Source organism: Pseudomonas sp. CH61 (genome assembly GCF_059429415.1).
Map to the genome: position 1 here is coordinate 344,941 of NZ_CM182098.1, position 14,391 is coordinate 359,331.

Here is a 14,391-nt window from a genome sequence, read left to right on the forward strand (position 1 = left end):
GACTTAAAGACCGGCAGCCATGGCTTTGTCGATCAGCCAGTTCAGGTTCGGGCCACGGTCGCTGTTCACTTCCACCGGGCGGCCGGCGAGGCTGCTGTCGAGCGGCTCGTCAGGCTGGATCTGCACGCGGATGTCGGAGGACAGGTCGGCGCTCTTCAGGCTGGTGCTGCTGACGATCTTGCCGGTGCGGGTCTTGTCTTCGCCGGCAATCTGGAAGCTCACCGGGGTGCCCGGACGCACGTCGCCGAACTGGCGATAGGAGAAGCGCGCATCAACGGTGGCCTGGGTGTTGCGCGGTACCAGTTGGAAGATCACGTCACCCTTGCTCGCGTACTGACCGTCCGCCACCAGTTGCTGGGCCACGGTGCAATCGCATGGCGAGGTCAGGGTGCCGGTCATTTGTTTGCCGAACAGTTCTTCAACCTTGGCCGGGGACAGTTGATCTTCTTCCAGATGGCCCTTGAGCACGTCGAGCATGCTGGTGCTGAAGGTCGCCAGTGGCGCGCCTTTGGCCGCAACGCCGTCGGACTTGACCAGGCTCTGCACGGTGCCGTCGCGCGGCATGGTGATGTTCATCCCCGGCACGCTGACCAGACCGGCCTGCGCGTGGCTGACGAAGTACATGCCGTACACCGATTTGAAAATGAACCCCGCCGCGACCAGGCCGACCGCGAAGATGCCGGCGCTGAAGGTCACGGCCTTCAAGCGACCGAACGGGGTCATGCCGGAGCCGCCGTCCTTGACCTTGCGCGCTTTGGTGAAGTTGTCGCGCTGCAGCGTTGCCAGCACTTCGCCGATGCTGACGATGTCGCCGGCCAGGTGTGAAGTGATCAAGTGGCGCAGGGTGGAAATGTCCTGCTGCTCGAGGTTCTGGAACTGGCAGCCGACGCGGCCGGTCTGGCGGTCGTAGGAACGCACTTGCAGTTCAACGTCCATCGCCAGGCCGAGGTTGTCGATGACGAATTGCAGACGCGCCTTGTACACCTCGCCGATGGTCAGCGGCATCTGCCCGGCGTTGAACGCCAGACCACCGGCGGACAGGTCGAGCACCCGCGCTTCTACCGGGGTCCGGTCGGGACCGAAGAAGCGCAGTTTGGCCGGGATTTTCACACGGGCGTGTTGGCGCTGGGCTTCGGATTCATGCACTACGTTGGCGTTGACGGCGGTATTCATAGGGGCGATTTCCTTGTTAATTCAATAGGGGCGGGTCAGACCATCATCAGCAGCACGGCGACGAAAATGCTGCCGGCGGAGAAGGTCATGGTCCGAGACGACCAGGTGTTGAACCAACGTTGAAAGCTGGCGAGATCACGGGTCAGGGATGTGGGTTGGCGCGTCCAGGATTGTTGGTCGAGGCGGAAGAACACGTAGATCTTCACCAGCGCGCCGACGATCTGGTTGTAATAAAGAATCGCCGGGTAAGCCGGGCCGATGCGGTGACCGGAACACGACAACAGCAGGGTCAGAATCAGGCGGGTGATGCCGATCCACAGCAGGTAAACGAGGATGAACGCGGTGCCGTATTTGAAGCTGGCGATGATCGCCACGGTCAGGCCGAGCAAGGACGTCCACATCGACACGCGTTGGTCGAACAGCACCACCGAGGTGAAGGCGCCGAGGCGTTTCACACCCAGGCCCAGTGCTCGCGAGTTCTGCCGCAGGTTGTTGCCGTACCAGCGGAACATCAGTTTGCGGCTGGCCTTGATGAAGCTTTTTTCCGGCGGGTGTTCAACGGTGTTGATCGCCGCGTCAGGCACGTAGAAGGTGTCATAACCGAGGCGCATCAGGCTGAACCAGCTCGACTTGTCGTCGCCGGTCAAGAACTTGAAGCGGCCCAGACGCCAGTGTTGCAGCGAGTCGCTTTCCACATCGGCGATGAATTCCGGGTTGGTCACCACGGTGGCGCGGAACACCGACATCCGACCGGTCATGGTCAGCACGCGTTTGGACAGGGCCATCGAGCACATGTTGATGTGGCGCTGGGCGAAACGCAGCTTGTGCCATTCGCTCATGATGTAGCCGCCGCGCACTTCGCAGAACTCGTTGGTGGTCAGGCCGCCGACGTTGCCGAACAGCTGGAACCACGGCACGGTCTTGCGCACGGTGCCTTCGCCGAGCACGGTGTCGCCGTCGATCACGGCTACCACGGCGCGGTCGTCCGGCAGGTGACGGGAGATCGCGCGGAAACCGTAGGCCAGGCCATCACGTTTGCCGGTGCCGGGAATGCGCACGAAGTCGAGCTTCACGCGTTCTGGCGGATTCATCCGCGCCCACAGTGCCTTGACCAGCAGCTCATCGGACATTTCCACGATCGAGCAGACCACGGTGGTCGGCAGTTCGCAGTCGATGGCTTCTCGGATCACCGAGCTGTAGACCTGCGCGGTGGTGAGCGCGTCGATACGGAAACTGGTGACCATCAGGAACACATGCGACGGGTCCGCCGCTTTACCCAGCTTGCGCACTTTGCGGCGCAGGTGCGGGTAGACGATGTAGAGAAAAATCATGCCGCGCACAAAGTGCGTTGCACCCATCGAGTAGCGCCAGATACCCACGGCGCCAATCAGGAAAATGAAGTCCTTCGACTCGGAGTCGAATGTGGACGTGGGCAGCATCAAGGCCAGGCCCATCAGCAGACTGAGATAAAAAAGCCAGCCGGCTGATTGCAGAAAAAAATGTTTGAGCTTGCTCATCAGCGTCATCCGAAGGTAAGGGAGGCTTCAAGCTGCAAGCTTCGAGCTGCAAGTAATGCAGCTCGGAGCTTGTCGCTTAGGTCTGCATTACCAGCAGATACCCTCGGTACGGGTGCCAGCGTCGGTGGCTTTGGCCATGAAGCCGACCAGGTCGATGACCTGCTTGCCGTGCGGCGCTTGCTGGGCCAACGGGCGGAATTTCTCGTCGCGGTTGCCGAGGATGATCACGTCGGAGTTGTCGATCACCGAATCGAAGTCCGCGTTGAGCAGGGACGAAACGTGGGGGATCTTCGACTCGATGTAGTCCTTGTTCGCGCCGTGAACACGGGCGTACTCGACGTTGCTGTCGTAGATGCTCAGGTCGTAACCCTTGCCGATCAGCATCTCGGCCAGCTCTACCAGCGGGCTTTCGCGCAGGTCGTCGGTACCGGCCTTGAAGCTCAGACCGAGCAGGGCGACTTTGCGTTTGTCGTGGCTTTCAACGATGTCGAAGGCGTTCTGCACTTGCGATTCGTTGCTGCGCATCAGCGAGTTGAGCAGCGGTGCTTCGACGTCCAGCGAACCGGCGCGGTAGGTCAGGGCGCGCACGTCTTTCGGCAGGCACGAACCGCCGAAGGCGAAACCTGGGCGCATGTAGTACTGGGACAGGTTGAGGGTCTTGTCCTGGCAGACCACTTCCATCACTTCACGGCCATCGACGCCGACCGCTTTGGCGATGTTGCCGATCTCGTTGGCGAAGGTCACTTTGGTCGCGTGCCAGACGTTGCAGGTGTACTTGATCATCTCGGCAACGGCGATGTCCTTGCGGATGATCGGCGCGTCGAGTTCTTCGTACAGCGATTGCAGAACGTCGCCCGAGGCCTTGTCGAACTCGCCGATAACGGTCATCGGTGGCAGGTCGTAGTCGGCAATGGCGGTGGATTCACGCAGGAACTCAGGGTTGACCGCAACGCCGAAGTCGACGCCGGCTTTCTTGCCCGAGCAGTCTTCGAGAATCGGGATCACCACGTTGGCAACAGTGCCCGGCAGTACGGTACTGCGTACAACGATGGTGTGGCGGGTGGTTTTTTCACGCAGGACAAAACCGATCTCGCGGCACACCGCTTCGATGTAGTTCAGTTCGAGATCGCCGTTCTTCTTGCTCGGCGTACCGACGCAGATCATCGACAGGTCAGTGTCACGAATCGCCTCGGCGAAGTTGGTCGTGCCACGCAGACGACCGGTCTGGATACCCTGTTGCAGAAGTTCACCCAGGCCCGGTTCAACAATCGGCGACTTGCCGGCGTTGATCATGTCGATCTTGTCTTTGGCAACATCGACGCCAACCACGTCATGGCCCCGTGCAGACAGGCAACCGGCACATACTGCGCCAACGTAACCCAAACCAAATATGCTGATGCGCATCGCAATTACCTCTGTATATATCAGGCCTTAGAAGGCCGGAGTTAATGGTGTTCAGCGTTCATTAGTGCACTCGAAAGTGCGGCTTACAGGCGCCACAATGCCGTGTGCAGGCATACTAAGTTTCGAGTGTCTAAATAAGTGCACTCAAGATGTGCGCAACCAGGCCTTGTTTTTATGACTTGCCCTGTTATGCAGCCGATCTTCCTTGTGGAAGACTCTTGTGCAATCGTCTTGCGCGCTCGATGTCAGGATGAAAGTCCCGTGAATCAAGCGGTTGGGTGCTCAGGCGAGCACGTTTATAAGGGCGCGGCCATGGCCTTTGTAGGGGATATAAATGGTGCGTATCTCCTGTCCATCGTCTGTTTTGAGACTAGTTAGTCATCTAGGCAAGTTGCTGTGACAACTTGGTTACATGGCCATCTGCTCTGCGTAAGTTATCTCGTACAAACTCGGCGAGAATCGTTACCGGTGGTATGAGCTATGCATTCGGACGAAGTTCCTGTCCGCTCATCGCGAAATCTGAAATTTCTTGAAATATTGTCAGAGATGGCACTAATCTCAATTTGATAGCACTTCCGTTTCCGACCTTTATTAACAGGCGAATAATCACGTTAGATAGTTTTGTGCCACTACCGTGAAAAAATTTAGGTGCCACTACTGAAAAAAATGATCAGTGTCGAGTGAAACTAATCTTAGAAAAGACAGGGAGGATTTTCTGGCGCCATAAAAATGGCGAAAAGCAGCGGGGGTTTTTTGACATCGTGCGAGCTGCACGACTCTATATAGAAAGAGTCGTGCATTGGGCATGCTTTATTCGGGGGCGTGGTCGCGTAAAAACACCAGTTTGTCCGGTTTCGACTGTTCGACGCTGTAGCGATATCCCTGCACATCGAACTGCTTGAGCAGGGTCGGATCGTTGATTTTTTCCTGGATCACGAAACGGCTCATCAGGCCACGGGCCTTCTTCGCGTAGAAGCTGATGATCTTGTATTGGCCGTTCTTCTGATCCTTGAACTCGGTGTTGATGATCCGTGCCTTCAATGCCGTGCGTTTGACCGCCGAGAAGTATTCGTTGGAGGCCAGGTTGAGCAGAGCGTCGTCGCCTTGATCGGCCAACGCTTCGTTCAGCCATTCGCTGATGCGCGTGCCCCAGAAGGCATACAAGTCCTTGCCCCGGGCGTTGGCCAGTTTGGTGCCCATTTCCAGACGATACGGTTGCATCAGGTCGAGTGGGCGCAGCAAGCCATACAGGCCTGACAACATGCGCAGGTGTTTTTGCGCGTAGTCGAAATCGGCTTCGCTGAAGGATTGCGCGTCGAGACCGGTATAAACGTCACCCTTGAACGCGAGCAGCGCCTGCTTGGCGTTTTCCGGGGTGAACGCGGGTGTCCAGCTGCCGAAACGCGCGGCGTTGAGCCCGCCGATTTTGTCTGACACGTGCATCAGTTCGCTGATCTGCGCCGGGGTCAGCTCGCGCAGTTGCTGGATCAGTTCCTGGGAGTGGTCGAGGTATTGCGGCTGAGTGAAGCGCTGGGTCGCCGGCGGTGTTTCGTAATCGAGGGTCTTGGCGGGGGAAATCACCATCAGCATGAAGTCGTCTCCTTTAATCGTGGGGGCGATTCTAGGGGGTTGGCGCGGTTGACTCCAGCTATGGGGGTTATAGGTCGGGGTTAGCAGGGCCATTTGCGACGGTTGGTGGATTTTTCCCTCACGCTAACCCTCTCCCAGAGGGAGAGGGGACCGACCGTGTTGTTCTCGAGTAATACATCGACCTGAGATATCCAGTCGAACTCAGGTTTGAAAACATGAAGATCGGCTCCCTCTCCCTCCGGGAGAGGGCTGGGGTGAGGGCGGCGTCCTTCAGCCTTGCACATCAGCTATAGTGCCGCGCGGGTTTTGTTATGGAGACATCCCTTTTGCGCATTGTTCTTTTATTCACCGCGTGGCTGTTGAGCGTCGGTGCCGTCGCGGCGCCGGGCGATGTGGCGACGCTGGATCGCGGCACCTGGCCAGAGCAGCTGAGCAATCCGACGCTGTTTGACGTGGCGTCACGGGCGGAAATCCTCATGTTCGCCCGAGGTCTGCTCGGCACCGAATCAATGGACGAGGCCGCGTTGGCTCAGCGTCTGGGCCTGCGCACGATCAACATCGACGCGGTCAACAGCCTGCGGCAACGTCTTTGGCAGCGCCTGTTGGCGAACTACAACTACGCCCAGCAAAGCTGCGATCAGGACGCCTCGTTCTGTTTCCTCGTCGAAGACCTGCCGACCCTGCGTGAGCAATCCGCCAAGTTCGTGGTCAGTGACGACAGCTATTACACCAAGTGGGCCGAACCGAGCCGGATCTTCCATTTGCAGTATCTGGATGAGTTGATGCGCAAGGCTGCGTTGTCACCGCAGACCAGCAACGAATTCGATCGTTTCGGCGACTACGAGCGTAATGGCGACGAGATGCACGACCGGTTGTTTCTGCTGACCTTCGACAGCGCCGCCAACGTGCAACCGGATAACACCGGTTGGCTCGCCGAATACCTGCGCAAAGCAAACCTGAGCGGCACGTTCTTTGTGTTGGGCAAGGATATTCAGGCGCGGCTGGCTGATCGCTCGGTGAGCAGCCTGCAGGCGGGCTTCTCGAAACAGTGCGTCGGCGTTCAAGGTTGGGAGTTCCGCTCCCACAGCCACTGGCAGGACTGGCAGGATTCAGTGCGGCGCAGTGCTGATCTGGTGAAGAACAAATTGCCGGAAAACTATGTTCCGCTGTTCCGCCCGCCGGAAGGTCAGCGCCGCGGCGATGCGCAAGGTTTCTTCAATACCCAGGGCCTGCAAGTGGCACTGTGGGACATCGATGCCCAGGACGGCGCCGGCAAACTCAAGGGCGCGCCGAGCGCGCAGCGGGTACTGACCCTGATGCTGTTGTGGCGTCACGGAGTGATCAATTTCAACATGAAACAGGACGCGGTGAAGACCTCGTTGCCGTGGCTGATCACGCAAACCGCGCAGAGCGGCATCGGTTGGGAAGACTGTCAGGACGCGTTTCGCTGAGAAACGGGGAAAGCCCGGAAACATTGGGCTTGGGGCGATTTTTTTGCAGGATTCGGTGCAGGCGGACTTCCGACTTTAGCGGGGTCTGGGCAGTCCGCCAAGGGCTTTTCGTCACTCTGCAAAATAAACTTAAAAAAACCGTCAAAGTACTTTTTTATGTCATCGGTTTTGGAGTATTACGAAGACAGACCGCCGAAACCTGCAACACAGGTGGCGTCTTCCAAGACCCGTTTGTTTGCAGTCACTTGAATCTCCGCAGGTGAGATTTCGGCAGTCACTTCGAGGCGCAGCACCGCTCAGGTATTGCGTCTACTGGCTCTGACAAAGGTGACCGAGTATGGATGATCACGGACGTAGCCCTTCCTCCAACCAGCCAATCCTTTATGTACTCGATACCAACGTATTGATTCACGATCCAAACGCCCTGCTGAATTTCGAAGAACACCACGTCGCGATCCCGATGACCGTGCTTGAAGAGCTGGACAAGCTCAAGAGCGGGCATCACAGCGTGGCCGCTGAATGCCGTCAGGCCATCCGGCTGATCGACAAGACCCTGGGCGATGCGTCCCCGGAAGATGTCGAGCTGGGTGTGCCGATCCAGCGCGGCAAGGGCGGGCCGAAGGGCTTGCTGTCAATTCTGATGAGCAAGCAGGCCGAATCGAACCTGATTCTGCCCGAGCATCTGAACGACAACAAAATCATCAACCAACTGATCGACCTGCACACCCGCGAGCCGAAAAAACCGGTGGTGCTGGTCACCAAAGACATCAACATGCGCCTCAAGGCGCGCGCCTGTGGCATCGATGCCGAGGACTACAGCACCGACCAACTGGTCGATGACGTGTCCCTGCTGCCCAACGGCTACCACAACATGACCGGCTCTTTCTGGGACCGCGTGAGCAAGGTCGACACCCGTCAGGATCACGGCCGCACCTGGCATCAAGTGCAACTGATCGATAACCTGCCGGCCGTGCACATCAACGAGTTCATCATTGATGAACAGGGCTTTGTCGGCTGGATCAAGGAGATTGACGAGGCCAAACTGCTGATCCTCGACCTGCATCAGGAACCGCTGCTGCACCAAGAGGCCTGGGGCCTCAAGCCGCGCGACATCTATCAAAGCCTGGCGTTGTACGCGCTGCTCGATCCGGACATTCATCTGGTCAACCTGTCGGGTGCCGCCGGTTCCGGTAAAACCATTCTGGCACTGGCCGCGGCGATCGAGCAGACCATGGTCAGCAAGCGTTATCGGCGCATCATCGCGACCCGCAGCGTGCAGGGCCTGGACCAGGAAATCGGCTTCCTGCCCGGCACCGAAGCGGAAAAAATGGAGCCGTGGCTGGGCGCCATCACCGACAACCTCGAAGCCTTGCACATGGATGACGAAAACACCCATGGCAGCGTCGATTACATCCTCAGCAAAGTGCCGTTGCAGTTCAAATCGCTCAACTACATTCGCGGGCGCAGCTTCCAGCAGAGCCTGATTCTGATCGACGAATGCCAGAACCTCACACCGCACCAGATGAAAACCATCATCACCCGTGCCGGCGCCGGTTCGAAAGTGGTGTGCCTGGGCAACCTCGCACAGATCGACACCCCTTACCTGTCCGCGACCAGCTCCGGGCTGACCTACCTGACCGAACGCTTCAAGGACTTCCCCAACGGGGTACACATCACCCTGCAAGGGGTGCCTCGCTCGATTCTGGCTGAATACGCCGAAACCCATCTGTAACTGCATCACAACCAAAACCGGGCGGCCACAGAGCCGCCCGGTTTTTTATGCCCTACGCAAATCAAAATGTAGGAGTGAGCCTGCTCGCGATAGCGTTCGATCAGTCGACATCGATGTTGAATATCAGACCGCTATCGCGAGCAGGCTCACTCCTACAGGGGATAGTGGTGATTTCATAATCAGTGATGCGGAAATTTGACCCGCAGGTTTACAATCCACGCTCCTGATCAGGAGTAATCCCGTGCTGACTCATCTCGATTCCCAAGGTCGCGCCAACATGGTCGACGTCACCGAAAAATCCGTGACGTTCCGTGAAGCGACGGCCCAAGCGCTGGTGCGCATGCTCCCCGCAACGCTGCAGATGATCGTCAGCGGCGGCCATCCCAAGGGCGACGTGTTCGCCGTGGCGCGCATTGCCGGCATTCAAGCGGCGAAGAAAACCAGCGATCTGATTCCCCTGTGCCATCCGCTGATGCTCACCGGCGTCAAAGTCGAACTCAGCGCGGATGGCGAAGACACCGTGCGCATCGTCGCCCGTTGCAAACTGTCCGGGCAGACCGGTGTGGAAATGGAAGCACTGACTGCCGCCAGCGTCGCCGCGCTGACCATTTACGACATGTGCAAAGCCGTCGATCGCGGCATGACCATCGAAAGCGTGCGCCTGCTGGAGAAGGTCGGCGGCAAGAGCGGGCACTTTCAGGCGGAGCAGCTATGAACCTGACCGTGAAGTTTTTTGCCCGCTACCGTGAAGCGCTGGGCGTGGATTCGGTAAAGGTTGAAGGTGATTTCGCTACTGTTGACGACGTGCGAGCGTTGCTGGTGCAGCGTGATGGCGCTGATGTGCTGAGCGAGCAGAATCTGATGTGCGCACGCAACGAAGACCTCTGCCAGCTCGACGAGCCAGTGGTCGATGGCGACGAAGTGGCGTTTTTCCCCACCGTGACCGGAGGCTGATCCATGGCGATTCGCGTGCAGGTCACGCCGTTCGATCCGGGTGCTGAAGTCAATGCGATGCACGCGGCCAATGTCGGCGTCGGCGCGGTGGTGAGTTTTGTCGGCTACGTGCGCGACTTCAATGATGGCCTGGATGTGGCGGGGATGTTCCTCGAACACTATCCGGGCATGACCGAAAAAGCCCTCGGCAAGATCGCCATCGAAGCCGAACAGCGCTGGCCGCTGCTGAAGCTGGAAGTGCTGCATCGCATCGGCGCGCTGGAACCGGGCGAACCGATCGTCTTCGTCGGCGCCGCCAGCGCCCATCGTCAGGCCGCATTCGATGCCTGCGCCTTCGTCATGGACTACCTGAAAACCCGCGCGCCGTTCTGGAAGAAAGAAAATACCAGCGATGGCCCGCGTTGGGTTGAAGGGCGCGACAGTGATCATGCTGCCGCCGATCGCTGGAAGAAATAAACCCTGAGTCGCCCTCTAGTCAGCCATCGCGAGCAGGCTCACTCCTACAATTGGAATGCGTTCCCCCTGTAGGAGTGAGCCTGCTCGCGATGACGTCATCTGCAACACCAAAAACCTCTGTCTTTGCCTGATTGACTGCCTATACATATAAGTCCAATATGGATTTATAAGTACAAAAAAGTGTCTCCCTCCGTTTCAGCTCTTTCTTGCCAAACCAACAACAACCCGCGAGAGAACGAACATGAAGAAACTCCCCCTCATCACCGGCCTGGCCCTCAGCCTGTTGGCCTCAGCCAGCGTGTTCGCCGCCGAGCAAACATTGCGCATCGGTATCGAAGCCGCTTACCCGCCGTTCGCCTCGAAAACCGACAAAGGCGAAATCGTCGGTTTCGACTACGACATCGGCAATGCCCTGTGTGCGCAGATGAAGGTCAAGTGCGTGTGGGTCGAAGGTGAGTTCGACGGTCTGATTCCTTCGTTGAAAGTGAAGAAGATCGACATGGCCCTGTCGTCGATGACCATCAACGAAGACCGCAAGAAGTCGGTGGATTTCAGCCACAAGTACTACTTCACTTCATCGCGCCTCGTAATGAAGGAGGGCGCCACGGTCGACGATCAATACGCCAGCCTCAAAGGCAAGAACGTCGGCGTGCAGCGCGCAACGACTACTGATCGTTATGCCACTGAGGTGTTCGAGCCGAAGGGCATCAACGTCAAGCGCTACAGCAACAACGAAGAGATCTACATGGACCTGGCGGCGGGGCGGCTGGATGCGATTTTTGCCGACACCATTCCGCTGAATGACTTTCTGTCGATGCCGCGTGGCAAGGGTTATGCGTTTGTCGGGCCTGAGTTGAAGGATCCGAAGTACGTCGGCGAGGGCGCGGGGATTGCGGTGCGCAAGGGCAATGCCGAACTGGTCAGCCAGTTGAATGGCGCCATTGATGGCATTCGCGCGAGTGGCGAGTATCAGAAGATTTCCGAGAAGTATTTCAAGTCCGACATCTACGGCGACTGATAGTCCGCTATCGCGAGCAGGCTCACTCCTACAGGGGGAACGCATTCCAAATGTAGGAGTGAGCCTGCTCGCGATGGCGTCAGAGAAATCACCGCAAATCTCTAGCCCTTCAATTCCTTCAAATGCTTGTACACCGTCGCCCGCCCCATATTCAGCACATTGGCCACATAGTTCGAGGCGCTCTTGCCCTTGAACGCGCCTTCCGCGTGCAGCGCCAGCACCAGTTCACGTTTGTGATCGCGGGTCAGCACATTCAGGCTTAGTTGCCGCTCACGCAGCCAGGCGTGCAGGAAGGTGTTGATGCGCTCCTGCCAGTCATCGCGAAACAGTGAGTCCGGTTGCGGGATCAGTTTGCTCGGCGACAGAAACAGGTCCAGCGCAGCCTTGGCGTTCTCGAACAGCGAAATATTCAGATTGATGCACAGCACCGCCAGCGGCATGCCTTCACTGTCGCGCAGGACGCTGCTCAGGCTGCGAATCTTCTGACCGTCCCAATTGAGCTTTTCGTACGGACCGATATTGCGGTCGCTGACATCCTCGCTGAGCATGTCTTCCAGTGACGAGTCGTCGCCGATCTCACGTTTGGACAGGTTATTGGCGATGTAGTCGACCTTCTGCGTGCGCAGGTCGTGCAGCACCACTTCGGCGTGCGGAAAGAACAGCGTGGCGATGGCATCGGCGATGGCACGGAAGTTATCCAGCGCCGGGTCGAATTCAGGGGCGGTCATGACAGTGGAACTCCAGGCAGCGTCAACGCCCCCTTGATCAGGAGGCGTTGCGAGTGTGCCGCAATCCGTTGGGCGCGTCATCCGGGTGGACGATCAGGCGAGGCGGGCAGGCGAGAGCATGGCGCTGCTCAGGCCGAAGTTGTGCAAGTGCTCCGGCAGTGGCTCGCCGCGCACCAACGCCGCGCTGGCCTGGCCCATCGCTGGCGAAGTCTGAATGCCGTAGCCACCTTGCGCGGCGACCCAGAACAATCCCGGCACTTGCGAATCGAAACCGCTGAGCAGATCACCGTCGGCGACGAAACTGCGCAGCCCGGCCCAGGTGCGAGTCGGGCGGCGGATGGTCAGCGTGGTGGCTTCTTCGATCTGGTAAATGCCCATGGCGATATCCAGTTCTTCCGGCTGCACGTCGTGGGGTTCGACCGGGTCGGCGTTGGCCGGCGAGCCGAGAAACATGCCGGCGTCTGGCTTCATATAGAAGGATTCGTCGAGGCTGACCAGCATCGGCCAATGATGAATATCGACACCTTCGGGGCCGGCGAAGATGAACGCGGCGCGGCGTTTTGGTTGCAGGCCCAGCGGCTTGGCACCCGCCAGTGAACCGATCTTGTCGGCCCAGGCGCCGGCGGCGTTGATGATCACCGGCGCGCTGAAGGTCTCACCGTTGGTCTGCACATGCCAAAGGCCAGCGGTGTCACGGCTGAGGCCAAGCACTTCGCAATCAGTGCGCACTTCGCCATTGTTGCGACGAATGCCGCGCAGGTAGCCCTGATGCAAGGCGTCGGTGTCGATGTCGCTGGCGCTTGGATCGTAGATCGCGCCATGGACTTTTTCCCGACGCAGGATCGGCAGGCGTGCGCAGGCTTCGTCGGCGCTGAGCAATTGCATCTCAGGCACGGTGGCTTTGGCGCTGAGGTATTGGTTGTTCAGTTCGGCGGGGTCGCCGGTGAAATCGACGGTCATTTCGCCGCGCGGGGTCAGCAGCGGGTGTTCGCAGAAGCCGGCCGGCGGATGATCGAAAAACTCGCGGCTGGCCTGGGTCAGTGCACGTACCTGCGGTGTGCCATAGGCTGCAGTGAACAGCGCGGCGGAGCGCCCGGTGGAGTGATAGGCCGGGTGGGATTCGCGTTCGAGCACGATCACTTTGCCGTGCGGCGACAGCCAGAAACCGCTGGAAGCGCCGGCAATCCCGCCGCCGATGATGATGAAATCTGCCTGGCTCATGAGGTTCTCCAGTGGGTACGCAATATCCAATAGTTCGCTATCCCCTGTAGGAGTGAGCCTGCTCGCGATAGCGGTGTATCAGGCAACAATAATGCTCAATGTAAGACCGCTATCGCGAGCAGGCTCACTCCTACAGGGATATGTGGTGTTAGTGGGTTAGGTGGTAAATCGCATTGGCGAGGGCTATGTCTTCCAGGCCAAGGCCGATTGAGCGGAAAAACACGTGACGGTCGTAATCCGGGCGCTGGACTTTCTCGCTGAGCAAGTCGGCGAGGTCACCAACAATCGAATCCTGGCTCCAGCCATGCTGTTCACTGGCAATCAACATCTCACCCGCCGACCCCGGCGTGGTCAGACGATAGTCGCAGAACACCTGCATGTCGCTGAGGCTCTGCGGCGGCACTTCGTGGGCGCGTGGGGCGTTGGTGCTGATCGAGGTGATCAGGGCCGGTTTGCTCAAGGTGTCGGGATCGATCACCGGCCCTGCTGACGAAGTGCAGAGCATGATTACGTCGGCCCCGGCGAGGGCGGCTTCACGGCTGTCAGCGATCGTCAGCGCAGGCGTGATGGCTTTCAACAGTGCCTGGGTTTGCGCGTCGGCGGACAGACTTGGCGAATACAGGCTGATGCTCTGCCAATCACGCAGCGATTTCACGTAGTGCAAATGCGCCTGGGCAACCTTGCCGCTGCCGATGATCGCCAGTTGCGTGGCATTCAGCGGCGCGAGGGCGTCGACCGCCACGGCGGTGGTCGCAGCGGTGCGCGCGGTGGTCAGTTCACCGGCATCGCAGAGCAGCAGCGGCTGACCGGTTTTCATCGACATCAACAAAGTCCATGCCGTGACCAACGGGCCTTGCTCGCGAACGATGTACGGCGAGGTCTTCACACCGTACACGCCGTCCTCTGCCAGCACGCCCAGATAATTGATGAAGTCGCCGGCACCCTGCGGGAATTCCACCAGTTGCTGCGCCGGCTGCACGGCGTGTCCGGCAGCCAGGTCTCGGAACAGCTTGCGCAGGATCTGCGGCACATCGATGCGCGCCAGCAACTCGCGGGCCTGATGCTGGTCGATCACGTAGGGCGTACTGGACATATCAGGCTCCGAAAACGAAATACAAACTTATTTGTCCATTATGGACTTTTAGTT

13 protein-coding genes are annotated in these 14,391 nt (G+C 58.7%); 6 read left to right on the forward strand and 7 right to left on the reverse strand.

Features of this window, described 5'->3' with window-relative positions:
• Window positions 1-3: 3 nt before the first annotated feature.
• From AC5SEM_RS01485 to yaaA, 4 genes are all read right to left on the reverse strand, one after another.
• Window positions 4-1,173 carry an alginate biosynthesis protein Alg44 gene (locus AC5SEM_RS01485; RefSeq protein ID WP_077571216.1) on the reverse strand — a complete coding sequence of 390 codons (1,170 nt, stop codon included), beginning with the start codon at window positions 1,171-1,173 and terminating at the stop codon, window positions 4-6.
• Between the two features lie 35 nt (window positions 1,174-1,208).
• Window positions 1,209-2,690 carry a mannuronan synthase gene (gene alg8, locus AC5SEM_RS01490; protein ID WP_191629810.1) on the reverse strand — a complete coding sequence of 494 codons (1,482 nt, stop codon included), beginning with the start codon at window positions 2,688-2,690 and terminating at the stop codon, window positions 1,209-1,211.
• Between the two features lie 87 nt (window positions 2,691-2,777).
• Window positions 2,778-4,094 (reverse strand): nucleotide sugar dehydrogenase, encoded by a 1,317-nt coding sequence (locus AC5SEM_RS01495; RefSeq protein WP_007914305.1) that lies wholly within the window; start codon window positions 4,092-4,094, stop codon window positions 2,778-2,780.
• Between the two features lie 810 nt (window positions 4,095-4,904).
• Window positions 4,905-5,684, reverse strand: coding sequence for a peroxide stress protein YaaA (yaaA, locus tag AC5SEM_RS01500; RefSeq protein ID WP_495472028.1), 780 nt, complete (start codon window positions 5,682-5,684; stop codon window positions 4,905-4,907).
• A gap of 326 nt (window positions 5,685-6,010) precedes the next feature.
• On the opposite strand from yaaA, the gene AC5SEM_RS01505 reads away from it, so the two are divergent.
• The 6 genes from AC5SEM_RS01505 (at window position 6,011) to AC5SEM_RS01530 (ending at window position 11,295) form a co-directional block, all read left to right on the forward strand.
• A complete protein-coding gene (locus AC5SEM_RS01505) occupies window positions 6,011-7,135 on the forward strand; it encodes a polysaccharide deacetylase family protein (RefSeq protein ID WP_495472029.1) in 1,125 nt (374 codons plus the stop codon).
• 337 nt (window positions 7,136-7,472) lie between these two features.
• Window positions 7,473-8,867 carry a PhoH family protein gene (locus tag AC5SEM_RS01510; protein ID WP_150729535.1) on the forward strand — a complete coding sequence of 465 codons (1,395 nt, stop codon included), beginning with the start codon at window positions 7,473-7,475 and terminating at the stop codon, window positions 8,865-8,867.
• A 241-nt stretch (window positions 8,868-9,108) separates the two neighbouring features.
• Window positions 9,109-9,582, forward strand: a complete 474-nt coding sequence (gene moaC, locus AC5SEM_RS01515; RefSeq protein ID WP_495472030.1) for a cyclic pyranopterin monophosphate synthase MoaC — start codon at window positions 9,109-9,111, stop codon at window positions 9,580-9,582.
• Window positions 9,579-9,821 carry a MoaD/ThiS family protein gene (locus AC5SEM_RS01520; protein WP_127925915.1) on the forward strand — a complete coding sequence of 81 codons (243 nt, stop codon included), beginning with the start codon at window positions 9,579-9,581 and terminating at the stop codon, window positions 9,819-9,821. The genes moaC and AC5SEM_RS01520 overlap by 4 nt, the downstream gene beginning before the upstream one ends.
• Window positions 9,822-9,824: 3 nt before the next feature.
• Window positions 9,825-10,277 carry a molybdopterin synthase catalytic subunit MoaE gene (gene moaE / locus AC5SEM_RS01525; protein WP_495472031.1) on the forward strand — a complete coding sequence of 151 codons (453 nt, stop codon included), beginning with the start codon at window positions 9,825-9,827 and terminating at the stop codon, window positions 10,275-10,277.
• A gap of 241 nt (window positions 10,278-10,518) precedes the next feature.
• Window positions 10,519-11,295 carry an ABC transporter substrate-binding protein gene (locus AC5SEM_RS01530; RefSeq protein ID WP_077571220.1) on the forward strand — a complete coding sequence of 259 codons (777 nt, stop codon included), beginning with the start codon at window positions 10,519-10,521 and terminating at the stop codon, window positions 11,293-11,295.
• 101 nt (window positions 11,296-11,396) lie between these two features.
• Here AC5SEM_RS01530 and AC5SEM_RS01535 read toward each other — a convergent pair whose 3' ends face one another.
• The 3 genes from AC5SEM_RS01535 to AC5SEM_RS01545 form a co-directional block, all read right to left on the reverse strand.
• A complete protein-coding gene (locus AC5SEM_RS01535; RefSeq protein ID WP_077571221.1) occupies window positions 11,397-12,023 on the reverse strand; it encodes a helix-turn-helix transcriptional regulator in 627 nt (208 codons plus the stop codon).
• 93 nt (window positions 12,024-12,116) lie between these two features.
• Entirely contained in the window at window positions 12,117-13,244 is a 1,128-nt protein-coding gene (locus AC5SEM_RS01540; RefSeq protein ID WP_495472032.1) for an NAD(P)/FAD-dependent oxidoreductase, read from the reverse strand.
• A 148-nt stretch (window positions 13,245-13,392) separates the two neighbouring features.
• Entirely contained in the window at window positions 13,393-14,337 is a 945-nt protein-coding gene (locus AC5SEM_RS01545) for an ornithine cyclodeaminase family protein (RefSeq protein ID WP_495472033.1), read from the reverse strand.
• Window positions 14,338-14,391 lie beyond the last annotated feature (54 nt).

Excerpts from the sequence above, each read along its gene's own strand:
- yaaA (WP_495472028.1), bottom strand. The coding sequence starts at position 5,684 with ATGCTGATGGTGATTTCCCCCGCCAAGACCCTCGATTACGAAACACCG.
- AC5SEM_RS01495 (WP_007914305.1), bottom strand. The coding sequence starts at position 4,094 with ATGCGCATCAGCATATTTGGTTTGGGTTACGTTGGCGCAGTATGTGCC.
- AC5SEM_RS01540 (WP_495472032.1), bottom strand. The coding sequence starts at position 13,244 with ATGAGCCAGGCAGATTTCATCATCATCGGCGGCGGGATTGCCGGCGCT.
- AC5SEM_RS01485 (WP_077571216.1), bottom strand. The coding sequence starts at position 1,173 with ATGAATACCGCCGTCAACGCCAACGTAGTGCATGAATCCGAAGCCCAG.
- AC5SEM_RS01535 (WP_077571221.1), bottom strand. The coding sequence starts at position 12,023 with ATGACCGCCCCTGAATTCGACCCGGCGCTGGATAACTTCCGTGCCATC.
- AC5SEM_RS01530 (WP_077571220.1), top strand. The coding sequence starts at position 10,519 with ATGAAGAAACTCCCCCTCATCACCGGCCTGGCCCTCAGCCTGTTGGCC.
- AC5SEM_RS01545 (WP_495472033.1), bottom strand. The coding sequence starts at position 14,337 with ATGTCCAGTACGCCCTACGTGATCGACCAGCATCAGGCCCGCGAGTTG.
- AC5SEM_RS01520 (WP_127925915.1), top strand. The coding sequence starts at position 9,579 with ATGAACCTGACCGTGAAGTTTTTTGCCCGCTACCGTGAAGCGCTGGGC.
- alg8 (WP_191629810.1), bottom strand. The coding sequence starts at position 2,690 with ATGAGCAAGCTCAAACATTTTTTTCTGCAATCAGCCGGCTGGCTTTTT.
- AC5SEM_RS01510 (WP_150729535.1), top strand. The coding sequence starts at position 7,473 with ATGGATGATCACGGACGTAGCCCTTCCTCCAACCAGCCAATCCTTTAT.
- moaE (WP_495472031.1), top strand. The coding sequence starts at position 9,825 with ATGGCGATTCGCGTGCAGGTCACGCCGTTCGATCCGGGTGCTGAAGTC.